Consider the following 24,164-nt stretch of genomic DNA (forward strand, 5'->3'; position numbering starts at 1 on the left):
AGAGTTGAAATCATTATAAGCACAATCCTATTAAAAGGACAAAAAACCCTTATAATGCTCCAGCCCGCATAATAGCTGGCTTTTCACGGAAATTGACATTCTTTTTTATGCACAAGTCACACCCTGCACTTTTTTTCTTATTTTGGCTGATTATGTCCAGTGCCACCGGCACCGGAATGGTCTCTCTGGGCATCTATCTTTATCTGGCACCGACGCTGCCGGATGCGGAACAATTACGCCAAATTGATTTGCAAACACCACTCAGAGTGTATAGCGAAGATGGACGCCTGATGAGTGAGTTTGGCGAGAAGCGCCGCACGCCAATTCGATTTGACCAGGTACCGCCTGAGTTTATTGATGCACTTCTGGCTTCAGAAGACGATGGCTTCTTTGAGCACGGCGGTGTTGATTTTAAAGGCCTGACACGAGCAGTGATTGAACTGATCCGCACCGGACGCAAAAAGTCCGGCGGCAGTACCATCACCATGCAGGTGGCCAAAAACTACTATTTATCCAGTGAAAAGACCTTTACCCGTAAGTTCACCGAAATCCTGCTGGCACTCAAAATTGAAAAAGCACTGACCAAACAAGAGATTCTTGAGCTTTATATCAATAAAATTTATCTCGGCAAGCGTGCTTATGGGATAGAAGCCGCAGCGCAGGTTTATTACGGAAAATCCATTCATGAGCTGGAATTACCACAACTGGCGATGATTGCCGGATTACCACAAGCTCCATCTGCTGCGAATCCTATTAATAACCCCGAGCGGGCTAAGAGTCGTCGTAACTATGTGCTGGCGCGTATGCGCACACTCAACAAAATATCTCAGGATCAATTTACACAAGCTGCCAGTGCTCCCATTACAGCACGCTATCACGGTCTGATTTCAGAAGTCAGCGCACCCTACGCCGCTGAGATGGTTCGGCTGGATATGCTGAAACGATTTGGTAGTGATATCTATACCGCCGGTTATAAGGTCACAACCACCATCAACGCGGCACGCCAACAAGCGGCAAATGAAGCGCTACAACGTGGCTTATTAAAGTATGACCGCGACCATGGCTGGCGTGTTAATGAAGATAATCGTGAGATTTCTCAACCGGTTGCGCTAACCCTAACAAGACCGCTCTCGGAACAACCGCCTCAGCTACTTGAGTGGTTTGACAAAGCCGATAGCGCATTTGATATCGACTGGCCACAAACTCTTGATCAATGGCGCACGTTACTGAATCAAAAAGCCGTCAATGGTCTGCTTTCCCCGGCAATCGCCAGCCGTGTTTACCCTGATGGTGCCTGGGTGTTAACTCAGCAAGGGGAGTACTGGCTACCATTCGCTCAAATTAACTGGGCGAAGCCTTATGTTAATGTTGACGTGGTTGGCACAGAGCCCGGCTCAGCAACCGAGGTATTACAACCAGGTCAGACTATCTGGTTAGAACAAACTCAGCAGGGTTTCCGACTGGCACAACGACCTGAAGCGGAAGGCTCACTGGTTTCTCTGCGCCCGGAAGACGGTGCGATTCAGGCGCTGGTCGGTGGTTTCTCTGCCGCCAGTAACGAATTCAATCGCGCCATTCAGGCCGACCGCCAACCGGGGTCGGCCTTTAAGCCATTTGTTTACAGTGCCGCACTGGCCAATGGCTTCACCCCTGCCAGCATTATTAATGATGCTCCCGTGGTGTTTGAAGACGCCAGCCTTGAGAATACCTGGCGTCCACAAAACCACAGCGGCAAATTTTATGGCCCAACCCGGTTACGTGAAGCTTTGTATAAATCGCAGAACCTGGTATCTATTCGTATTCTGAAGCAGACCGGGCCACGCCGGGCAGTTAATTACATTACGCCGTTTGGCTTCCCTAAAGAAAAACTGAACAAGGATTTATCACTGGCCTTGGGAGCATCAGCGGTCACGCCTATGGAGCTGGCCACCGGCTACGCAGCACTGGCTAATGGTGGCTTCGCAGTGAAGCCGTATCTGATCACAACCATCGAAGATAATCAGGGCAACATTCTGTATCAGGCTGACCCTGAGGTTGCCTGCCGTGAATGCCTGAATCAGGAATCAACCGAAAGCGAAATCAGTGAGTTGGAGAAGCAATTACAAGCCTCCCTGACACTGAACCTCAATACCTCCGAGACACCAACTTCAGATACACTTAAGCCAGCTCGCGCTGCGGCCGAAGTGATGGATGCACAAACACATTTCTTAATGGTGAGCATGCTACAGGATGTGGTGCGTCGCGGAACCGGTAAACGTGCATTAGCTCTGAAACGTAATGATCTGGCTGGTAAAACCGGGACAACCAATGATCAGAAGGATGCCTGGTTCTCTGGCTTCAGTCGCGACTTAGTCACTACCGTCTGGGTCGGCTTTGACCAGCCACGAACACTGGGAAAATGGGCCTATGGCAGCAATACCGCATTGCCGATTTGGGTTGATTACATGAAGGTAGCGCTGGATGGTGTACCACAACGTCCATTCCAACAGCCCGAAGGAATTGTCAGTGTTCGTATTGATGCCGAAACCGGGTTATTGGCCACTCCAGGGCAAGACAATGCTATTTTTGAATACTTCCGCGAGCAGAATATACCGGAGCAACCAGTAAAAACCGCGCCGTCATTTGATACCGGCGAAGCCAGCAGTGATGAAGAGTTCACCCCTGAACAGCTGTTCTAATACTAATGCATTACGTAATAACAATTACGTAATGCTCATCCCTTCAGAAGCAGACTGAGAAGAGCCTGCTTTTTTACCCAGCTTAATACGCAAACGAAGGTTATTTTCAGAATCGGCATTTTTTAACGCCTCTTCTAATGAAATCCGACCCGCCTGGTAAAGTCTGAACAGAGATGTGTCAAAGGTTTGCATACCCAGATTCTCAGACTTTTCCATGATCTCTTTGATACCCGCAATATCGCCTTTCAGTATTAACTCCTCAATGGTTTTATTGCCAAGCAACACTTCAAAAGCCGCCACTCGTTTGCTGTCGGTTGTTGGAATAAGACGCTGAGATACAATAGCCCGCAGATTCAGGCCAAGATCCTGCCGTAATTGCTGACGACGATCTTCGGGAAAGAAGTTCATAATGCGATCTAATGCCTGGTTAGCATTGTTTGCATGTAACGTCGAAATGGCCAGGTGCCCGGTTTCAGAAAACGCCAAGGCATGCTCCATGGTTTCACGATCACGGATTTCGCCAATCAGAATGACATCCGGTGCCTGGCGCAGGGTATTTTTCAGAGCGCGATGGAAAGACTTAGTATCTGTTCCCACTTCTCGTTGATTCACAATCGACTTTTTATGGGAATGAACGTACTCAACCGGGTCTTCAATCGTAATAATGTGACCTGCCGAATGGCTGTTACGATGATCAATCAGTGACGCCAGCGATGTTGATTTACCCGAGCCGGTCGCCCCAACAAATAACAACAGACCCCGCTTTGCCATAATGACTGTTTTCAAGATTTCCGGCAGCCCCAGCGCTTCGAACTTAGGGATCTCAGCCGCAATATTTCGGGCCACTAATGAAACCTCATGGCGCTGACGAAAAATATTCATCCGGAAACGACCAACAGGCAAGCTGATCGCAATGTTCAACTCCAGCTCTTTTTCAAATTCCTGACGTTGTTCATCGTCAATAATATCGTTGACCATCGCTTCAATCTGGCCCGGCTTTAAAGGCTCCTTACTCAGAGCTTTCAGATTCCCCTGGAACTTCGCACTGGGAGCGGCTCCGGTACTCAAATACAGGTCTGAGCCACCGTGTTTAGCCAATACCTGCAGCAGTTTAGTAATGGTCATAGTGGGATGAATCCTGTGCTGAAAATAATATCTTTTCTTATTGTTGCCGATTACGGCCCAAAAAAAAGACCACTAATTCTCATTAGTGGCCTTTACTTTGTGTAGGTTGTTAACCATCAGGTAACCGATGCTTACACATCCAGTAGCTTGCCCGGGTTCATCACATTATTTGGATCAAACGCCAGCTTCACCGCTTTCATATAAGCCATTTCCGCAGCCGAGCGGGTGTATTCCAGATACGGCTTTTTGGTCATGCCCACACCGTGTTCGGCAGAGACAGAACCCTGGTATTTTTCAACAATTTCAAATACCCAGGTCGATACCTTGGCACACTTCTCGAAGAATTCTTCTTTTGCCAGACCTTCTGGCTTAAGAATATTCAGGTGCAGGTTGCCGTCACCAATATGGCCGAACCAGATAATCTCGAAGTCCGGATACTCACGGGTAACCACTTCATCAATATCGCGCAGGAATGGCGGCACTTTAGAAACCACCACTGAAATATCATTTTTGTACGGCGTCCATTCGGAAATGGTCTCAGAGATATCTTCACGCAAGCGCCACAGATTCGCCGCCTGAGTTTCTGACTGGCTGATCACACCATCAACCACCCAGCCTTGCTCAACGCATTGTTCGAACATGGTCATCGCCTGATCCATATCGGCATCGGTCAGAGATTCAAATTCAATCAGGGCGTAGAAGTCGGTACTGGTTTCAAACGGAGCCGGAACATCGCCACGCGCCAGCACTTTCTGCATGGCTTTATCAGAGAAGAATTCAAACGCGGTCAGGTCCATGCTCGACTGGAACTGACTCAATACGTTCATCACGTTATCCAACTCAGGAATACCCAACACTAAAACCGTCAGGTTTTTTGGCTGACGCGTCAGGCGCATAGTTGCTTCGGTCACAAAACCCAGAGTGCCTTCGCCACCAATAAACAACTGGCGCATGTCGTAACCCGTGTTGTTTTTCATCAGGTCTTTATTCAACTCAAGGATATCACCCTTGCCAGTCACAACCGTCAGGCCCGCTACCCAATCACGGGTCATGCCCCATTTAATGACTTTAATACCGCCGGCATTGGTGGAAATATTACCGCCAATCTGGCTTGAGCCAGCGGATGCAAAATCAACCGGATAAAACAGATCATTATCTTCGGCAAAGGTTTGCAGCTGCTCAGTAATCACACCCGCGCCACACTTAACCGTGCGGTCGGTAGCGTTAAAATCGGTGATTTGATTCATGTAGTCGAAAGCCACCACAATTTCACCATTAGCCGCCACAGCACCAGCACTTAACCCCGTACGACCACCGGATGGCACCAGCGCCAGCTGATGCTTATTGGCCAGCTGAACAACCTGTTGCACCTGCTCAGTGGTTTTCGGAAACACAATCGCGCTTGGTTTTGGCGGATAAATTTTGGTCCAGTCTTTACCAAAGGTTTCCAGTGAATCCGCATCGGTACGCACTTTATCGTCGCCAACAATGGCTGACAGCTGTTCAATCAATGCGTCCTGAGAAAGGGGGGCTTGCGTCTGAGTGGTCATGAGTTCGTCCAGCTAGATGAAACTTCTTCACCTCAAGTTGAAAAATCTTCGCCGCAAATTCGTTGAGAACGAGAGATAAACGCGACTTTGAGGCTCACTTTATGAGCGGCGTATGCTAGCATACGCGCCTTATTTTTCAGAGCGATTTCAGTTCTGAAACCAGAAGCAAAGCTGACCAGTTAGACAACTCATCCCCTTTGCTGACAGCCACTGGTGTGATGTTGAATCGGAATTACCACACCAGCGCAAACGACAGAATTCGTTTATTACTGACTGTAAATAGGTACCACCATGACTCAAACGTCTCTCGACAAAAGCAAGATCAAGCTTCTCTTGTTAGAAGGTGTTCATCAGTCCGCGTTAGACACTCTGAACGCGGCCGGTTACACCAACATCGAGTACCTGAAGACCTCGCTGCCAGATGATGAATTAAAAGAGCGTATTAAAGACGCACACTTCATTGGCATTCGCTCCCGTACCCAGCTGACCGAAGAAATCTTCGCCGCAGCGGAAAAACTGATTGCGGTGGGTTGCTTCTGCATTGGCACCAACCAGGTTGACCTGAAAGCGGCGACCAAACGTGGTATTGCGGTATTTAACGCACCGTATTCCAACACTCGCTCCGTTGCCGAGCTGTCCATTGCTGAAATCATTATGCTGATGCGTGGTGTACCAGCGAAAAATGCTGAATGTCACCGTGGTGGCTGGAGCAAATCAGCGGTTAATTCTTACGAGATCCGTGGCAAAAAGCTGGGCATCGTCGGTTACGGCAGCATTGGTACTCAGCTATCTGTTATGGCCGAAAGCCTGGGTATGGAAGTGTATTTCTACGATGTGGTTACCAAGCTGCCGATTGGCAACGCCACTCAGGTCGGTTCACTGAATGAGCTGCTGAACATCGCTGACGTGGTTTCCCTGCACGTCCCTGAAACCACAGCGACCAAATGGATGATGGGTCCGGAGCAATTTGAGCAAATGAAGCAAGGCTCCATTCTGCTGAACGCTTCTCGTGGCACCGTGGTTGATATCGATGCACTGGCCGATGCGGTTCGCAGCAAGAAGCTGCTGGGCGCTGCCATTGACGTATTCCCGGTTGAACCACGCTCCAACGACGAAGAATTTGAGTCACCGCTGCGTGAGTTCGACAATGTTATCCTGACCCCACATGTGGGTGGTTCCACCATGGAAGCGCAGGAAAACATCGGTAAAGAAGTGGGCGAGAAGCTGGCTCAATACAGTGATAACGGCACCACCACCTCTTCCGTGAACTTCCCGGAAGTGGCATTGCCGTCCAACCCGGACGTTCACCGTATCCTGCACATTCACAAAAATGTTCCGGGTGTGATGAACGCCATCAACAGCATCTTCGCAGAAAACAATATCAACATCTCAGGTCAGTACCTGCAGACTGTTGAAGACGTAGGTTATGTTGTGATCGACGTAGCGGCTGATGCCTCTGAACTGGCGCTGGAAAAAATCAAAACCGTTGACGGTACCATCCGCGCTCGCGTGCTGTACTGATTCAGCGGCTGATTTTCAGCCATTAAAAAGCCATGCTTATGCGTGGCTTTTTTGCCTTCAGGCTTTAGCAACTGTCATTTGTAACCCCTGACATTCCGTTACTTAACCCGCCCTTCTCTGTTTCATACTATTAAGCTTCAGCTAACTCTGCTGGAGACTTCTGATGAATACCATTAATTCTGGCGCTGCCAGCAGCCTGATCAATAGCAATAATACGGCGCCTCAATCTCAGCAGCAGATTGCTTCCGGCCGTCGTATCAATTCAGCTGCCGATGATGCCGCCGGACTGGCCATTGCCACTCGCCTCTCCAGTCAGATCAACGGCAATCAACAAGCACAACAAAATGCGATCAACGCGCAGTCATTAATTCAGACCGAAGATGGCGCACTACAAGGCATCAGTGCCGGCTTAGAACGCTTACAGGAAATCGCAGTACAGCAAGGGAATGGCATTCTGAATGATTCTGATCGCCAGGCACTGACCTCAGAAGCGCAGCAGATCACCGATCAGATCCGGCAAACCACCGAACAAAGCCAGTTTAATGGCCGGGCTATTTTTCAGAGCGATAACTTACAGAGCAGTAGCTTACAAAACACCAGAGAAACAGCCGACTTTGAATTTCAGATCGGTGAAGATGCGGGTGATAGCCTGTCATTAAGCGCCAATACTTTAGCGGATGACCTTAATCAGGCATTAAGTGAGATCGATTTTTCCAGTGCAGACAGCGCTGATGCCTTGGATACGCTGTCTGGACTGCAGCAGCAAATCAGCGGACGGCAAACCGAATTGGGAGCCGTCAGCAATCGTCTGGACGCCAGCATTAATAACCTGACGCAAAGCAACGAAAATTCTCAGGCGGCCCGCAGCCGGATTGAGGATGCCGATTTAGCCACCTCAGTCTCTGAACTGATCCGTGGTCAGATTCAGCAACAGGCTCAGATTGCCACCCAGTTACAAGCCAATGCCGGAGCTGAAGATGTGCTGAGGTTACTTTCTTAGCCCCATTAAAAAGCCCCGTAAAAACGGGGCTTTTTAATTCAGCAATATTCTCAGTCGAGGCGCATCTCAATTCCGGCATCCGCCATATGCTGCTTAGCTTGCTGTACGGTGTATTCACCAAAATGGAAAATACTCGCTGCCAGAACCGCATCGGCATGACCCAGTGTCACACCTTCCGCCAGGTGCTCTAAATTGCCAACACCACCGGACGCAATGACCGGAATATTCACCGCATCACTGATCGCACGTGTTACTCCCAGATCAAAACCGGTTTTAACACCATCGCGATCCATACTGGTTAACAAAATTTCACCGGCGCCGTAGTCGGCCATTTTAATGGCCCATTCAACCGCATCAATACCGGTTGGCTTACGACCACCATGGGTGAAGATTTCCCATTTGTTTTGCGGGTCACCCAGTTCACCAGAACCGGCAACACGCTTGGCATCAATCGCGACCACAATGCACTGAGCGCCAAACTTCTCGGAAGCTTCACGCACAAATTCCGGGTTATACACAGCCGCCGAATTGATCGATACCTTATCCGCCCCGGCATTTAACATACGGCGGATATCATCCACTTCGCGAATGCCGCCACCAACGGTAAGCGGAATAAAGACATGCTCGGCAATGGCCTCGACCATCTGCACCGTAGTGCCACGATCTTCATGGGTCGCGGTAATATCGAGAAAAGTAATTTCGTCAGCGCCTTGCTCATCGTAACGCTTGGCAACTTCAACCGGGTCACCGGCATCACGAATACCAACAAAGTTAACGCCTTTAACCACACGGCCCTGATCAACATCCAGACAAGGAATAATTCGTTTTGCTAATGCCATTTATTATCTCTTCAATATAAATCTGGCGATGACAACATTGCCGAAGGGAGAACAACCTATGCGGGACGCTGTGAACACATCCATGTGCGCTCGTACATGGCATCCATGCCATCTGCGCCCGCTACGATTATTTTCCCTCCGCCAATTTATACATGAGGAAGACGATGTTTGTTTCGGCAGCCGTCTGCCGCATGGATGCGGCAGTCGAGTTTACATGGATGTATTTACAACGTGCTGAAGAAACAAATATCGTGTTCCGGAATACTTAAGCCTGACCGTCCCAGCTCAGGAAATTCTTTAATAACTGCAAACCATTGTTATGGCTTTTCTCTGGGTGGAACTGCACCGCAAACACATTATCCTGCCCTAATGCCGCATCAAACGATTTACCATAAAAACCACGGCCTTTTACCTGACTCTTGTCAGTGGCATCGACATAATAAGAGTGCACAAAATAGAAGCGGCTGCCGTCAGCAATATCCGTCCATAACGGATGAGCCAGCGTTTCCACCTGATTCCAGCCCATATGAGGGACTTTCAGGCGCTCGCCGTTTTCTTTCAGGTCATCACCAAAATATTTGACCTGGCCGTCGAACAGATTCAGGCAATCAACGCCACCGTTTTCTTCGGAGTGACTCATCATCGCCTGCAAACCCACACAAATACCCAGCAAAGGCTTGGTCTTTTTCACTTCGGCCACAATCTGATCAATGCCCTGGGCTTTAATCTCACCCATGCAGTCACGAATAGCGCCGACACCCGGCAACACCACATGATCAGCGGCCAGAATTTCTTCTGGTTTAGAGGTCACTAATACCTGAGTGTCGGGAGCCACTTTCTGTAACGCACCATGTGCGGAGTGCAGGTTGCCCATGCCGTAGTCGATAACAGCACATACTTTACTCGCAGCCATGAGTTACAGAGTTCCTTTGGTAGAAGGCATCACACCGGCCATACGAGGATCCTGTTCCACCGCCATGCGCAGTGCCCGGCCAAACGCTTTAAAAATGGTTTCGGCCTGATGGTGCGCATTAAAGCCCTTCAGGTTGTCGATGTGCAGCGTTACTTTGGCGTGATTCACAAAGCCGTAGAAGAATTCCCAGAATAACTGAGTATCAAATTTGCCGATGTTGCCACGGGTAAAATCACACTTAAAATCCAGACCCGGGCGACCGGAAAAGTCGATGACAACGCGTGACAGTGCCTCGTCTAATGGCACATACGAGTGGCCATAACGTACGATGCCTTTCTTATCGCCAATCGCTTCTGCAAACGCCTGACCCAGAGTAATGCCGATATCTTCTACTGTGTGATGATCATCAATATGAGTATCGCCGTCACAATAGATGTCGAGGTCAATTAAACCGTGGCGGGCAATCTGATCCATCATATGTTCCAGAAAAGGAACTCCGGTATCAAACTTCGCCTTACCAGTACCATCCAGATTGATGCTGACGCGGATTTTTGTCTCCAGCGTATTTCGCTCAACCGTTGCACTGCGCTCAACAGCGGCATTAGTGGTCATGAACTCAACTCTCGCAAAATTTTGAAAAACGCATTATAAAGCAGCCAGACAAAAAACTCCTGCTTTTAGATAAGTCGTCAGATCAGAGGTAATCGTTATGCCAGTCCGCTTAGAACATATTCGTCAACCAAACGATGCCGACTGGCAGGATATCGGCAAAATTCACCAGGAAACATCCGATAACGGTTTAACAGACACCTCTGAGCAGCTACAGCAAAAACTGGATAACGGCAGCTGGATTCTGGCAGGGCGTTTTAACGATCGCATTATCGGCTTGATGATCGCTACTGAAACAGAACAAGGCGTACTACTGGAACAAGCGGCAGTACGCCAGATCACCCAGCGCCGGGGCGTGCTTCATCAGCTCCTGCACCACACTCAAAAGTGGGCCAAAGAAGAAGAAAAAACCCTTATTATTCAATCACTTCCTGAATACTTGCGAGCAGCAATTGCACATCGCGATTTTGTTAACAAAAGCAACAACTGGGTATACAATCCCTAGCACTCAGCCAGAGTTGTTCCACACAAGGAACAATTATTTTATCTTTTTTTGCTTTATTTAATGTGACGTGGTGCTCATACTGGCTGCCCTATTCAATCGACAGGTACAAGCGAGGTTATTATGAGAATTGCTATTCAGTCACTGATTTCATTTTCGGTTTTTCTCGCTCTGATGTTTGCTGTTACGGCGCACGCTCAGGAACCAAAAGCCGTTGTAGAAACAGCAACACAGGGTGTTATTGGCGAGCTGACCAAGCTCGACAAAGAAGACCGTACGGAAGAACAAATTCGTCGTTTAGTTATGACGTATATTGTACCCGCCATTGATCAGGAAAAAATTGCCAAAGGCGCATTAGGCAAACACTGGAAACGGGCGACTGAAGAGCAACAAACGGCCTTTATTGATAACTTCCGTGAGCTTCAGATTCGCACCTATACCGGCGCTTTTAAAGCCTTTAATGGTGAAGAGTTTTCATTTGAACCCGCTAAGTTCAATAAAAAGGGAAATCGTGCTCTGGTAAAAGGCAAACTGGTTCAGAATAACGGCAGCGTGGTTCCGATCGATTTTCGCTTGTACCGGAATAAAAAGACCCAGCAGTGGTTGGTTTATGATGCCGTTGTTGCCGGGTTAGGTATGGTAAAAACCTATCGTCAGCAGCTTAGCGAACGCTTACAAACTATCTCTATCGCCGAGTTATTAACCGAACTCTCTCAGGCCGAAACACAACAGGCCAGCCGCTAAAAACACCACTCCATCCGTGTGACTCATCTCTGAAAACAGGCAATGCCTCATTGCCTGTCTGGCAAAATCAGCTAAGGTTAGATGTTATAGTTTGACTTATGTCAGGCTATATCGGCTTTATTCGTTTTTGATGCCAGCGCTAATGGAATGAGTTACACCTTTAATGCAGTCACTTCAGACACAGTCACTTCGCCGCAAGCTGGTTATTATCTCCCTGATTACCAGTAGTTTAACGCTGCTGCTTTCTAACACGGCATTTATGTCGCTGGAATATTACCTGAGCCGTCACGATACTCAGGAAAAGCTGTCAGTACTGGGTGAAATGATCGCCAAACGCGCAACCACCGCACTCACCTTCAGCGACTATGACCTGCTGCAAACCAATCTCAAAACCTTAAAAGCCGATAACAGCATCCTGCGTGGCTGTATCTACGATGATAAACAAAGTCTGGTCGCTCAGTATCAGGCGGCACAAAATCAGGCCAACTGCCCGGAGCGCTTGCTGCAGCTGCAGTCAGAACAAAACAGTAACTTCAGCCAATACTTTGTTATTCGCCTGGAGAATGAGCACATCGGCACCTTGTATCTGGAAAACAGCCGTCAGGAATTGCTCAATCGCTTTAATCAGTTTTTACTCTTTTCGGTCATTATTCTGGCTGTCTCCGTTATGCTGGCTGTCTTTCTCGCCAACCAGTTACAAGACGTGGTGGCGCGCCCCATGCGTGAGCTCAGTAATACGCTGAAGAACATTATGCACAATAAGGATTATTCCATTCGTGCGATCAAAGAAAACAATGATGAACTGGGTGACTTGGTCGATCTGTTTAATGGCTTACTGGGAACCATCGAAGAAGAGAACTTATCGTTAAAAGATTCTGAGGAACGCTTCCGAAAACTGACAGCCCTGTCACCGGTTGGGATTTTTCAGGTCGATGCCCAGCAGCAACTGCAATATGTGAATCAGCGTTGGCGTGATATTCATGGCACCGAGGCTAAAGCTCCCAGCCTGCATGAATGGTTTAAGCAGGTACATCCAGCGGATCTGATACCGGCACAAAACGCCTGGAATCGTCTGATTTCAAAACAGGAAAGTATCGCTCTTGAACTGCGCCTGACGCGGCGTGACGGCAATTACACCTGGATTCATTTACTGGCTGGCGCATTACACGACCGCGATGGTGAATTACTCGGCTATCTTGGTGCTATTTCTGATATTTCAGAACTGAAATCGGCCCAGATCAAAATGGAAAATCTGGCCTTTTATGATCCGCTCACCGGCCTGGCAAACCGACGTCTGTTTAAAAATCGGTTGGAAAAGTCGGTCAAGTCGGTAATGCGCTCATCCTCATCCATGGCGCTGATGTTTCTCGATATGGATCAGTTTAAACGCATCAACGACACCCTGGGTCATGATGCCGGAGACATTCTGCTCAAAGAAGTCGCCACCCGCCTGAATGCAACCGTGCGTGAAAATGACACCGTATCTCGTATTGGCGGCGATGAATTTACCATCCTGCTGACGGATGTCCGCCAAACTGCCGATGTGCGGGTGGTGGCGGAAAAAATTCTGCATTCACTGGCGAAACCCATCCGTATTAAAGGTCAGGACATTGTCACCACAGTGAGTATCGGTATCACCATGACGCCGGAAGACTCAACCGATGTGAACACCCTGATGAAAAACGCCGACCTGGCTATGTACCGGGCGAAAGAGCTGGGCCGTAATAACTTCCAGTTTTATTCGGAAGATATGAACCACTCCATTCTTGAGCACCTGGCACTGGAAAAAGAGCTGACCGAAGCCATCCGCAGAGAACAATTCACCCTGGTGTTCCAGCCGAAGATAAGCCTGTTTGATTACTCCATTACCGGTGTCGAAACCCTGATTCGCTGGGAGCACCCAGACAAAGGGGTAATCACACCTGATCGCTTTATTCCGGTAGCGGAAGAAACCGGACAAATTCTGGATATCGGCAACTGGGTGCTGGAGCAAAGCTGCCATCAGATTGGTTCTTTGATCCGCGATAACGTGTTACCCAGAAGCGCCAAGGTAGCTGTTAACCTGTCAGCCAAGCAGTTCGCTGATCCGGATCTGGCTGCCAAAATCCGCAATGTTATTGAAATCAGCCAGATTCCACCGGAGTGTGTTGAACTGGAACTGACCGAAAGCACACTGATGGATGATGTAGAAACCGCCATTAAAATCATGCAGGAGATTAAAACCACCGGGGTCTCTATCGCCATTGATGACTTTGGTACCGGCTACTCTTCCCTGTCTTACATTAAACGTTTCCCGATTGATGTATTAAAAGTGGATCGTTCTTTTGTCCGCGATATCCCGGAAGATCAGAACGACATGGCCATTACCGCGGCGGTTATTGCCATGGCACACAAGCTCAGCCTGGAGGTTGTTGCTGAAGGTGTCGAAACTCAGGAGCAGCTGCATTTCCTGCGTCGTAACAACTGTGACGAAGGCCAGGGTTATCTGTTCAGCCGACCACTTTCCCTTGGCCAGCTGCATCAGTTCTTACTGGAAAGTGAACGCCAACAACAGTCTCAGAATCAGCCGATTTAAAGCCTGCTAATAAACCATGTTCAGCACAACAATTAACCTGAATTTCTGGCTCAGGTATACTGCTGCGCTCAGTTACAGCTCCTGGTAACTAGGGCCTGTTAACACCTTTAATAACCAATAATTTAGCTTTCTGATGACTCAGCCATTTCAATTCAGCGATGTAGTACTGGCCTGGTATCAACAACACGGTCGTAAACACCTTCCCTGGCAGCAAAATATTACTCCCTATCGGGTCTGGGTATCTGAAATTATGCTGCAGCAAACCCAGGTAGCCACCGTTATTCCCTATTTCGAACGTTTTATGCAGCGCTTTCCGGATGTATTCAGTCTGGCAGCAGCCGAGCAGGATGAAGTGCTGCACCTGTGGACTGGGTTAGGCTACTACGCTCGTGGCCGTAACCTGCATGCCTGCGCCCAGCAAGTGGTTGAACAATACCAGGGGGTCTTTCCAACAAGTGTTGGAAAGCTGTCTGAATTACCCGGTATTGGCCGCTCCACAGCCGGAGCGATTGCCTCCATCAGCATGGGAATCCGCGCTCCCATTCTGGATGGTAACGTTAAACGAGTACTTACCCGTTTCTATGCAGTTGAAGGCTGGCCCGGAACCACAGCGGTTCAAAAACAGCTGTGGCAGGTTGCCGAACAGCTAACGCCTGATCATAGCCACCGCGAATACACACAAACCATGATGGATCTGGGGGCTACACTCTGTACCCGCAGTAAACCCGCCTGTGGTATCTGTCCGCTTCAGCCACAATGCGCAGGCTATAAAACCGGAAACCCCAGCCAATTTCCCAATTCCAAGCCCAAAAAAGAGAAACCGGAAAAGCACACCGCATTACTGATGCTGCAACAGCCGGATGGCTCACTGTACCTGGAGCAACGCCCACAAAACGGCATCTGGGGTGGATTGTGGAGCTTCCCGGAGGTGGAAAGCCCGGATGCTGCCCTTGTATGGGTCAAACAGCGCTTAGGCGTTGATGTCAAAGTCGAAAGCTGGGATAGCTTTCGCCATACCTTCAGCCATTACCACTTGCATATCCAGCCGCTCAGAGTTTGTTTAACCAAAACGGCGAACTGGGTAGGGGAAGATAATGGGCACTGGTACAATCCTGCTCAGCCAAGCGAACTGGGACTGGCAGCACCGGTGAAAAAACTGCTGCATCAGCACCAGCTGACTGCCTGAAACAGCGCTAATTTATCTTCTGAATCATCGAGAATTATCTTATGAGCCGAACCGTATTCTGCAAAAAGTACCAACAGGAACTGGAAGGACTGGATACCCTCCCCTTTCCCGGGCCTGCCGGTGAAGAAGTTTTTAATCATGTCTCAAAACAAGCCTGGCAAGAGTGGACCGAGCACCAGACCCGCCTGATCAACGAAAAACATCTGAACATGATGGATATGCAGGCACGTAAATACATCACCGAACAACGCGACAAATTCCTCAGCGGCCAGGAGTATGACAAAGCCGAAGGCTATGTCCCTGAAAACAAAGAAAAATAAATTCAAAACAAGTGTTGACAGCAGAACGTCCAAACGGTTTAATACGCGCCACTTGAGAGGCAAACGTTACACAGCTTCTTGAAGTGCCCGGATAGCTCAGTCGGTAGAGCAGGGGATTGAAAATCCCCGTGTCGGTGGTTCGATTCCGCCTCCGGGCACCACTTATTTTTAAAGCCCTGATTCGTCAGGGCTTTTTCGTTTCTGCTAGCTGGAAATAATGACAGAGTCACACCGCAAAGTTGCGACAGTCATAAGAAAGATCGACTAGTACACCCAGAATGCAGCGCACGCCAATAACGCCAGCGCTCCCAGCATACAATAAAGATGGACGTGAACCACCTCACGCGTCATAGGTTGCTGTTCGGTGTAGCCCAGCTCTGGTACAAAACGTTCAAGATCCATAAGTTGCTCCTTATGTGACTCACCCTATCCAGATGAAGATCCCAAAGTACTCTCTTCATACTAAGATTTGGCTTGTCCGCTTTCCTTGTAGTCTTTGCAGAGTTTTGTTTCTGCTCTGTAAATATTAGCCGTAATTTATCCAGTCAGCGTTGCCATCATGGAAAAAGATACCGAGAAACCACCTGAATCTGGTCATCACTCATCAGCATCGGAGCATGGCCAACTCCGTCAAACTCAACCATCTCAACATTGTCTTGTGCCGCCATCGCTGCGGCCGTTTCAGCCAGCAATAAATCAGACTCTGCCCCACGCAGCAGCAAGACCGATTGCCTGACCTGCTCCCAGATGGGCGATAGATCCACATCCCCTTTCAGCTGAGAAAAAGCCAGAGCAATTTGCGGGTCATACCGCAGTATCAATGTATCCTCCCCGCTTGTCTCCCCAGGCTGTGGCTCACAACTGTGCAGGGCCAAATGATGCCATTGTTCATCGGTCAGAGGGCCAAAGGAACGGGCAATATCGCGCAGGTGAAGCTCAACCTCGGTGACGGAATGGTAGGCCTGCGGTTTTCCGACATAAGCCGCAATGCGCTGTAAGGAGGCCATGGGAATAAAGTAGCTCACATCGTTCATTACCAGGTGGGTTAAAGGTAATGGTGACTGTGATGCGGCCAGCATCATACCAATCAAGCCCCCCATGGAGGTGCCCACCCAGTCACATTGTTGTGGAGAATATTCAGTCTTCAGGAACGCTAGTAATTGCGTCATTTGTTGCAGATACAGAGGGTAGCCGTATAACGCCGCATCCTGCATACGCTCACTGTCTCCCCGCCCTAAGACATCCGGACAAATAACCAGAGCTTGCTGTGCCAGCTCGCGCGCCAGAAAATCAAAGTCACGGCCGTTACGGGTTAAGCCGTGGACACATACCACAATATGCTGAGGTAGATGATCCAGAGGCTTCCAGCATTGATACGCCATCTGCTTTTGCCCTTCAGGGGTATCAACCATTAAAGTGTGTTGTGAATGCAAAACCGTCATCAGCCTCTCCTCCTTTGAGCCTGCTCAGATAATCTGACCGCCTTTGTTAGATCATTTTAGATAAATCGTTTTACTTAAACTATTTTATTTATCTCATTCTTGACCTGAGCATAAGGGTAATGCTCTAAGCTGCCCATGTCTCCCAACTGCCGGGCTTTGACCTTAGTTAGCCATGGTGCTGTGATACCGGCAAGGTAACGGGTCAATAAATCGGCTGAAGCCAGCTGATTAAATTGCTGCTGGATCGCTTGTTGTAGCGGCACACATAAAGCCTGTAGCTGCTCAGACTGTAATGCTGGCAGCGACTCTGGCTGAGACCAGGCTTGATGTTTGCCGATACACACCGAGCAATGACCACAATCCTGCGTCATATTGAGGTCATTAAAATAATGCGCCAGTGAGCGGCTTAAACACGTCGGTTGTTGCAGAAGCTGCAGCATGGCTTGAATACGCTGGATTTCACTGCGCTCTTTTTCGGCAAAATGGCTGGCTAACTGTTGCGCCAAGCCGGGTTGATTCAATTTATCCACATCCACCCGATAAACATCAGTCATTTGTTTGCTTTGCAGCTCCAGCCAGCCTTTTTCCTGGCAGTATTCCAGCGCCATAATTGCGCGACGGCGGGATTCGCTATCACTTGTGTGTTTTATCAGCGCATCGGTATCCAGCGTAATCCAACTGCGGGCTTTTTGACTGGTATTAAATACCTGCTGCAGAAACTGCTGACGGGCGTCATCAAAATTGGCCAGCAATTCACTTTCGCTGATCGTCAGCTTGTATTTATATTCGGCAAAATAACTGAACTGCGCGGTTAAAATGCCACGCATTTCTAAATTCACCAACAGGGTTTTTAGTGGCAACAGGCGAATATTGCTCAACGCCGACAACGGCGTCATTAAAACTTCCCAGCGCTGATCATTAAAATGTGTCGTCAGATTATGACGAATCTGATCCAGCACAATATGAATACCAGATAACTCCGGAGTATCACCATAAACAAAATTCTCCAGCACCTGAAAACCAGAGTTGTCGGCCAGCATCACACAATCCGAAGGCAAACCATCTCGCCCGGCACGACCAATTTCCTGGCTATAATTTTCGATCGTTTTAGGCAGGTCATAATGCATCACCTGGCGAATATTACTTTTATCCACGCCCATGCCAAATGCGATGGTGGCAGCAATACAAGGCGTTGTGCCCGCCATAAATTCCTGCTGGATTATTTCACGCTCATCGCTGCTTAATCCAGCATGGTAAGCCTTTACCGGAAAGGGCAAATGAGGGGCTAAATAATCTGCCACCTCATGCGCCGTTTGTTGTAGCGTGACATAAATAATTGCACCAAAGCTCTCAGCTTTTTCAGACTGCTTTTTATTCAGATGCTGTAACCATTGTAGGCATTTTTTTCGCCGTTCAGATTCAGCGGTAGGCTGTACCAACAAACGTAAATTCGGGCGATAAAAACCTGTGGTAACCACATCTTGCGCAGCAATATGAAAGCGCCCGCACATATCGTCTATCACTGCCTTGGTGGCTGTCGCGGTGAGTAATAACACCTGAGGGATATTAAAAGCAGAACAATAATCTGGCAGTTTTAAATAATCCGGACGAAAATTATGGCCCCATTCCGAAATACAGTGAGCTTCATCGACCACCAATAACGAAATCGGAATTTGTTCAATAAACTGACGAAAGCGCTCGTTCTTTAAACGTTCAACCGATACCATCAGAATTTTGATTTTACCGCTGCGCACATCGGCCTGAATTTGCTGCGCTTGTTCACGGCTCTGACTGGAGTCAATACTGGCAGCAGCAATGCCTTTGCTCTGCAAAAAAGCTACCTGATCCTGCATTAAAGCCAATAAAGGTGACACCACCAAAGTCAGATGCGGCAGCATTAAGGCAGGTAATTGGTAACACAAGGATTTACCGGAACCAGTCGGGAAAATAGCCGCAGCACTGCGCCCGGCCAATAAAGCCTCAACCACCGGCTGCTGCCCGGGACGAAGACTGTCAAAGCCAAAGGTTTGTTTTAAGACAGATACGTAATCTTCCATTAAGCAGTAAAACTATGGATTTGGGGCTAAATACAAGTTTTTTGTTCTAGTACCACCTGAGGCTATACCGCATCCATCAGCATTTTTTGTTGTGACATTAACGCGATGTCCCGAAAATTTTGCAGCCATCAAAACAGAAAGTGCAGCTTTCTTTGCTTCAGGCTCCCAGTCGACAAAAGAGCTCCAATACGATCCTGATGTATCATTTCGATTATTCATATAAACAACCGAACCCAACCCCCCTGTTTCAGTCAACAAAATTTGTCCGACATATAGGTTTTTACAATCACTAATGCTTGCGTGAGAAGTCATTGAAAACAAGGACATTAATAGAATTTTTTTTATCATCGCTAATATTCCTTATAGCAATTTTTACTATTGAATTTTATCTCTATGCACCACCGGGCTGATATTATTGGCGGCCAGAATATCCTGCGCTTTATTCATTTTTGAGCGATTATTAAATGGGCCAACCATAATCCGATGCCAGACATTACCATTAACTTCACGCTCTTCACGATACGCCTGTAATCCTTGAAGAATCAGTTCACCGCGTAAGCGTTCGGCATCTGACTCGGAACGGAAAGAGCCAGCCTGTAAACGGTATTCGTATTTAACCGCCGCGTCTTTCGGAGTCGATTTATACTCTTCGACTTCTGGAACTTCGACGGTCTGGTTTTCCAGCAGTTTATAAAATTCGTAATTAGGTTTTGGAATATCTTCGGCGGCTTTTTCTTTCGCTTTATCCACACCTTGCTGCAGCATTTTACGAGCATCGCCCTGTACCGCACTTAATTCCTGACCTGCAGGAACAGTCGATAAAAACAGGATAAACCCAATAAAGGCAACAGCCAGGGTGGGTGTGGTAATCCACACCCACTTTGGAATTTTGCTAGCGCCGTCAGACATAGATCACATCTCTTCTGGTGCAGAAACACCTAACAAGTTTAATCCATTGCTGATCACCTGACGCACCGCTTCAGCCAGAGTCAGACGTGCATTACGCACATCATCTTCATCAACCAGAGTTTTCTCAGAGTTGTAATAAGTATGGAACTCAGCCGCCAGCTCTTTCAGGTAGTTGGCAATCTGATGCGGCTCACGGTTATTGGCCGCATTCTTAACCACTTCCGGGTAACGACCCAGTTTAACGATCAGGTCTTTTTCGCTATCCAGCGTTAATGCGCTCAGCGACTCAATGCCCTGTTCCAGCGTCCAGCTTTGGCCAGCAGCTTCCAGTTTACGGAAAATCGAGCAAACACGCGCGTGAGCGTACTGGATGTAATACACCGGGTTATCAGACGATTGCGAACGTGCCAGATCGATATCAAAGGTCAGCTGGCTGTCGGCTTTACGCGCTGCCAGGAAGTAACGGGTCGCATCGCGACCAACTTCGTCAATCAGGTCACGCAAGGTGACATAACTGCCGGCACGCTTGGAGATTTTCACCTCTTCGCCGCCGCGCATCACGGTCACCATCTGGTGCAGGACGTAGTCGGGCCAGCCTTTTGGAATGCCGGCATCCAGCCCCTGCAGGCCAGCACGAACACGGGTAATGGTGCTGTGGTGGTCAGCACCCTGCTCGTTAATCACCATTTCAAAGCCACGCTGCCATTTGTCCAGGTGGTAGGCTACATCCGGTACGAAGTAGGTGTAACCGCCGTCGGTTTTACGCATCACACGGTCTTTATCGTCACCAAAGTCAGTGGTGCGTAACCACAAGGCACCGCCATCTTCGTAGGTGTGACCATTGGCAATCAGCTTCTGCACCGCTTCTTCAACCTTGCCTTCGGAGTACAGCGACGACTCCAGGAAGTAGACATCAAAATCGACCGCAAACGCTTTTAAATCCAGGTCCTGTTCACGACGCAGGTAAGCCACGGCGAAATGACGAATGGCTTCTAAATCGTCTGCATCTTTGGTCCCGGTAAAGCTCTGATCTTCGGATACCACGGTATCGCCAGCCATAAAGCTGTCAGCCAAATCTTTGATGTAGTCACCACGGTAACCGTCTTCCGGCCAGCTGGCGTCGTCTGGTGTTAAGCCTTTACAACGCGCCTGAACAGACAGCGCCAGATTGTTAATCTGAGCACCGGCATCGTTGTAGTAGAATTCACGCGTCACATCCCAGCCGGTAGCATCCAGCAGGCGGCATAAGCAGTCACCCACCGCCGCGCCACGACCATGGCCGATGTGCAAAGGCCCGGTTGGGTTAGCCGATACAAACTCCACCTGAACCTTACGGCCAGCACCTTCGTTTGAGCGACCGTATTGTTCTTTCTGCTCCAGTACCGCCTTAATCAGGCTGTTGGTGGAAGCATCCGACAGGTAGAAATTGATAAAACCCGGGCCGGCGATTTCGACTTTTTCCACCAGCTCGCTTTCTGGCAGTGCATCAACAATCAGCTGCGCCAGTTCACGCGGGTTTTTCTTCGCTGGTTTGGCCAGCATCATCGCCAGGTTGGTGGCCAGATCGCCGTGTGCTTTATCGCGGGTGTTTTCCACATTGATGCGTGGCTCCAGCTCGGCAGGAATCACCTCCTGAGCTTTTAAAGTGGCAACAACGGTGGATAACAACTCGGCAATTTGCGGTTTCATAAATTCTGGCCTCAGCGGCAATGATTAACGTCGGACGATTAACCGTTCAAAAACGGGGGCGCGATTATCGCAAAAAGGCCGCAGCGGGTGAAGCCGCTGCGGCCTTGATTTACGTGCTTATTTGCAACAAGACTTATAGCCTGGAGGAATCCCCCATGACTTACCAGGTTGTTGAAAAATGTTTCTGAGGCAGTCAGAACAAGGCAAAAATCAGCGAAAACGCGCAGTTTATAGGCAATAAATGAGCATTTTGAGCTGATTTTTAACGAAGTTATGGCAACGTAAGTAGTTTTTCAGCAGCCTGCTAGAGAACACCCAATTGTTGATCAACATGATCAAGATCGACATCTTCATCCAGAGTGCCTGGTTTATAGACCTGCAACACACGGACACGCTCATACTGACGCGAGAACTCCTTAGTGCTGTCAATCATCTCCTGTTGGCGATTTTTAATATTGTTATGGCTTTCGCGAATACGATTTTGTAACTGGGCAATTTCCAAGCGCAGATCGGCTGGCACTTCGATACCACGACGCTCAATATTGGCGGCATCGCCCTGAGATTGCTCCAGTTTCACTTCCAAATCCGAGATACGACGGCGCTGCAGCTGAACATAAGACTCAATTTCGTCCGCTTTACGCTGACGGGCGCGCTCGACGTCTTCGGGTTTGGCGTACAAGCGCAACAGGCTCAGATCTTTCTTACGCTGGGCAGTGATCTTGGCCAGACGCTCTTCTTTGGCTTTTTCTGCGGCACGACGAGCAGCCAGCTCTTCAGCCGTTGGAGCAGGTGCAACCTCCTTCACCACCAGCCCGGAACTGTTTAACACCTCATAGCCCAGATGAGAGTACTCGGCCGGGACATGATCTTTAATAATCACCCGACCATCGACTTTAAAGCGGTATAACTTGGCTGCATGACTGACATTGGAAAGCAGTAAGCCGCTTAACACCACACACCAGACAAAACCTTTCATGTTACATCACTCACGTTAGACAACCCCGTATTGTTCCCGATAAGCGCTGATTGCGTCGGCGTATTGACTCAGTTCAGGATCTTCAGACACATAATCCAGCACCTGGTTCAGGTTCACAATGCTGATCACCGGCATACCAAAATCACGCTCCACTTCCTGAATCGCCGATAACTCACCATTGCCCTTCTCCTGACGGTTCAGTGCAATCAGAGCCGCAGCCGGTGTGGCCCCCTCAGCATCGTTAATCATAGCCATAACTTCACGAATTGCCGTACCGGCGGTAATAACATCGTCTACGATTAATACACGACCGGTTAAAGGAGAACCGACCAGATTGCCGCCTTCGCCGTGTGTTTTGGCCTCTTTGCGGTTAAACACGTAAGGCATATCTTTGTTGTACTGATCGGCCAGCGCCACGGTTAACGTGGTTGCCAGTGGAATGCCTTTGTACGCCGGGCCAAATACCACGTCGTATTCCAGCCCCGAGGCTTCCAGTGCGGCGGCGTAGAAGCGACCTAACTTGGCCAAAGCGCCACCGGTATTAAACAAACCGGCATTAAAAAAATAAGGGCTGACACGACCAGATTTAAGGGTAAATTCGCCGAACTTCAGAACACCTTGCTGAATGGCAAATTCAATAAATTCTTTCTGATAGGTTTGCATAGTCAACTCTTGATATACCTGCTTTTAATATGATGCGGTATGATACACGCTTCACCAGTTGGGAACCATGTATGAGGATTATCAGTTTACACGTCGATGGCCTGGCACAAGCCGTAGAAAAAGGCTTATACGAATGGCTTAAAACAACCGATGCGGATGTGATTGCGATTCAGAACCTGAAGGCCAAAGAGTATCAGTTACCAGACGATGTCGTGTATCCGGATGGCTTTAACGCCTACTTCTTTGATGCCGAAGCCGATCACTACTCCGGGGTTGCCATTCTGACCAAGTTGATGCCCAAAGCCATTATGACTGGTCTGGCGTTTCCTCAGTGTGATATGCAGGGCCGTTTTATTCAGGCCGATTTTGATCACGTCAGTGTGGGTTCAATTCTGTTCCCGGCGGTTGATGAGCATAATACTCTGGAAGACAAGCTGGCATTCCAGCAGGCGTTTTTGGATCACCTGACCAAAACCCGCCGCAAGCGTCGTGAGTTTATCTTCTGCGGTAACTTTGAAGCTGCGCATAAAACCATCGACCTAGGCGACTGGAAAGCCAACCAGCAAACACCGGGCTTCCTGCCGGAAGAACGTGCCTGGTTCGATCAGATGTTTGGCCCGGCTGGATACGTTGATGCCTTCCGTGAAGCCAACTTTGGTGAAAACCAGTTTACCTGGTGGCCGGATGAAGACAGCGCGCGCCGTAATCAGAATGGCTGGCGTAAAGATATGCAGATCTGCACACCGAATATTCGCCAGTATGTGGTGGAAGCCAAAATTGATAACAACCTGAATTTTGGTGATCACGCCGCTGTGATGGTGGAGTATGAGTTCGACGAAGACTAATGTCTTTTTCAGATGCTGAAG

The 24,164-nt window shown here is 48.8% G+C and carries 22 protein-coding genes and 1 tRNA gene; 10 read left to right on the forward strand and 13 right to left on the reverse strand.

The features are described 5' to 3' along the window. The first annotated feature begins 152 nt into the window (after positions 1-152). Complete coding sequence (locus ACO05E_RS05095; RefSeq protein ID WP_419811905.1) at positions 153-2,678, forward strand: penicillin-binding protein 1A; 2,526 nt, start codon at positions 153-155, stop codon at positions 2,676-2,678. 24 nt (positions 2,679-2,702) lie between these two features. On the opposite strand, the gene ACO05E_RS05100 is transcribed toward ACO05E_RS05095, so the two are convergent. Beyond that, positions 2,703-3,803 carry a PilT/PilU family type 4a pilus ATPase gene (locus ACO05E_RS05100; RefSeq protein WP_419811906.1) on the reverse strand — a complete coding sequence of 367 codons (1,101 nt, stop codon included), beginning with the start codon at positions 3,801-3,803 and terminating at the stop codon, positions 2,703-2,705. 131 nt (positions 3,804-3,934) lie between these two features. After that, positions 3,935-5,353 carry an FAD-binding oxidoreductase gene (locus tag ACO05E_RS05105; RefSeq protein ID WP_419811907.1) on the reverse strand — a complete coding sequence of 473 codons (1,419 nt, stop codon included), beginning with the start codon at positions 5,351-5,353 and terminating at the stop codon, positions 3,935-3,937. Positions 5,354-5,644: 291 nt separating this feature from the next. Between ACO05E_RS05105 and serA the strand changes: the two genes are divergently transcribed. Both serA and ACO05E_RS05115 read left to right on the forward strand, forming a co-directional pair. Further along, complete coding sequence (gene serA, locus ACO05E_RS05110) at positions 5,645-6,874, forward strand: phosphoglycerate dehydrogenase (protein ID WP_419811908.1); 1,230 nt, start codon at positions 5,645-5,647, stop codon at positions 6,872-6,874. A 163-nt stretch (positions 6,875-7,037) separates the two neighbouring features. Continuing rightward, a complete protein-coding gene (locus ACO05E_RS05115; protein WP_419811909.1) occupies positions 7,038-7,874 on the forward strand; it encodes a flagellin in 837 nt (278 codons plus the stop codon). A 50-nt stretch (positions 7,875-7,924) separates the two neighbouring features. Here ACO05E_RS05115 and hisF read toward each other — a convergent pair whose 3' ends face one another. From hisF to hisB, 3 genes are all read right to left on the reverse strand, one after another. Beyond that, the gene (gene hisF, locus ACO05E_RS05120) at positions 7,925-8,713 is read right to left on the reverse strand and encodes an imidazole glycerol phosphate synthase subunit HisF (RefSeq protein ID WP_419811910.1); all 789 of its coding nucleotides are present in this window, start codon (positions 8,711-8,713) and stop codon (positions 7,925-7,927) included. A 265-nt stretch (positions 8,714-8,978) separates the two neighbouring features. Continuing rightward, positions 8,979-9,626, reverse strand: a complete 648-nt coding sequence (gene hisH / locus ACO05E_RS05125; RefSeq protein ID WP_419811911.1) for an imidazole glycerol phosphate synthase subunit HisH — start codon at positions 9,624-9,626, stop codon at positions 8,979-8,981. 3 nt (positions 9,627-9,629) lie between these two features. Further along, positions 9,630-10,238, reverse strand: a complete 609-nt coding sequence (hisB, locus tag ACO05E_RS05130; RefSeq protein WP_419811912.1) for an imidazoleglycerol-phosphate dehydratase HisB — start codon at positions 10,236-10,238, stop codon at positions 9,630-9,632. 97 nt (positions 10,239-10,335) lie between these two features. On the opposite strand from hisB, the gene ACO05E_RS05135 reads away from it, so the two are divergent. The 6 genes from ACO05E_RS05135 (at position 10,336) to ACO05E_RS05160 (ending at position 15,723) form a co-directional block, all read left to right on the forward strand. Beyond that, complete coding sequence (locus ACO05E_RS05135; RefSeq protein WP_419811913.1) at positions 10,336-10,740, forward strand: acetyl-CoA sensor PanZ family protein; 405 nt, start codon at positions 10,336-10,338, stop codon at positions 10,738-10,740. 120 nt (positions 10,741-10,860) lie between these two features. Then, entirely contained in the window at positions 10,861-11,481 is a 621-nt protein-coding gene (locus tag ACO05E_RS05140; protein WP_419811914.1) for an MlaC/ttg2D family ABC transporter substrate-binding protein, read from the forward strand. Positions 11,482-11,644: 163 nt separating this feature from the next. After that, on the forward strand, positions 11,645-14,056 hold the full coding sequence (locus ACO05E_RS05145) for an EAL domain-containing protein (protein WP_419811915.1): 2,412 nt from the start codon (positions 11,645-11,647) through the stop codon (positions 14,054-14,056). A 133-nt stretch (positions 14,057-14,189) separates the two neighbouring features. Beyond that, positions 14,190-15,242 carry an A/G-specific adenine glycosylase gene (gene mutY / locus ACO05E_RS05150; RefSeq protein WP_419811916.1) on the forward strand — a complete coding sequence of 351 codons (1,053 nt, stop codon included), beginning with the start codon at positions 14,190-14,192 and terminating at the stop codon, positions 15,240-15,242. 41 nt (positions 15,243-15,283) lie between these two features. Continuing rightward, positions 15,284-15,562 carry an oxidative damage protection protein gene (locus tag ACO05E_RS05155; RefSeq protein WP_419811917.1) on the forward strand — a complete coding sequence of 93 codons (279 nt, stop codon included), beginning with the start codon at positions 15,284-15,286 and terminating at the stop codon, positions 15,560-15,562. Positions 15,563-15,647: 85 nt separating this feature from the next. Beyond that, positions 15,648-15,723 (forward strand) — tRNA-Phe (locus tag ACO05E_RS05160). 103 nt (positions 15,724-15,826) lie between these two features. On the opposite strand, the gene ACO05E_RS05165 is transcribed toward ACO05E_RS05160, so the two are convergent. The 8 genes from ACO05E_RS05165 to pyrE all read right to left on the reverse strand — a co-directional run bounded on the left by ACO05E_RS05165 (position 15,827) and on the right by pyrE (position 23,298). Then, the gene (locus ACO05E_RS05165; RefSeq protein ID WP_419811918.1) at positions 15,827-15,964 is read right to left on the reverse strand and encodes a hypothetical protein; all 138 of its coding nucleotides are present in this window, start codon (positions 15,962-15,964) and stop codon (positions 15,827-15,829) included. 155 nt (positions 15,965-16,119) lie between these two features. After that, the gene (locus tag ACO05E_RS05170; RefSeq protein ID WP_419811919.1) at positions 16,120-17,004 is read right to left on the reverse strand and encodes an alpha/beta fold hydrolase; all 885 of its coding nucleotides are present in this window, start codon (positions 17,002-17,004) and stop codon (positions 16,120-16,122) included. A 74-nt stretch (positions 17,005-17,078) separates the two neighbouring features. Then, complete coding sequence (locus ACO05E_RS05175) at positions 17,079-19,061, reverse strand: RecQ family ATP-dependent DNA helicase (RefSeq protein WP_419811920.1); 1,983 nt, start codon at positions 19,059-19,061, stop codon at positions 17,079-17,081. A gap of 12 nt (positions 19,062-19,073) precedes the next feature. After that, positions 19,074-19,409, reverse strand: coding sequence for a hypothetical protein (locus ACO05E_RS05180; protein ID WP_419811921.1), 336 nt, complete (start codon positions 19,407-19,409; stop codon positions 19,074-19,076). Between the two features lie 27 nt (positions 19,410-19,436). Further along, a complete protein-coding gene (locus ACO05E_RS05185; RefSeq protein WP_419811922.1) occupies positions 19,437-19,970 on the reverse strand; it encodes an SPOR domain-containing protein in 534 nt (177 codons plus the stop codon). Positions 19,971-19,973: 3 nt separating this feature from the next. Further along, on the reverse strand, positions 19,974-21,659 hold the full coding sequence (gene argS, locus ACO05E_RS05190; protein WP_419811923.1) for an arginine--tRNA ligase: 1,686 nt from the start codon (positions 21,657-21,659) through the stop codon (positions 19,974-19,976). 304 nt (positions 21,660-21,963) lie between these two features. Then, the gene (locus ACO05E_RS05195; RefSeq protein WP_419811924.1) at positions 21,964-22,635 is read right to left on the reverse strand and encodes a hypothetical protein; all 672 of its coding nucleotides are present in this window, start codon (positions 22,633-22,635) and stop codon (positions 21,964-21,966) included. A 15-nt stretch (positions 22,636-22,650) separates the two neighbouring features. After that, positions 22,651-23,298 carry an orotate phosphoribosyltransferase gene (gene pyrE / locus ACO05E_RS05200; protein ID WP_419811925.1) on the reverse strand — a complete coding sequence of 216 codons (648 nt, stop codon included), beginning with the start codon at positions 23,296-23,298 and terminating at the stop codon, positions 22,651-22,653. Between the two features lie 71 nt (positions 23,299-23,369). Here pyrE and ACO05E_RS05205 point away from each other — a divergent pair, with 71 nt between their 5' ends. After that, positions 23,370-24,143: an exodeoxyribonuclease III gene (locus ACO05E_RS05205; protein ID WP_419811926.1), complete on the forward strand. Its 774-nt coding sequence runs from the start codon at positions 23,370-23,372 to the stop codon at positions 24,141-24,143. The last annotated feature ends 21 nt before the right edge of the window (positions 24,144-24,164 follow it).

The sequence above is a fragment of the Bacterioplanoides sp. genome, assembly GCF_965226395.1.
GTDB lineage: Bacteria > Pseudomonadota > Gammaproteobacteria > Pseudomonadales > Oceanobacteraceae > Bacterioplanoides.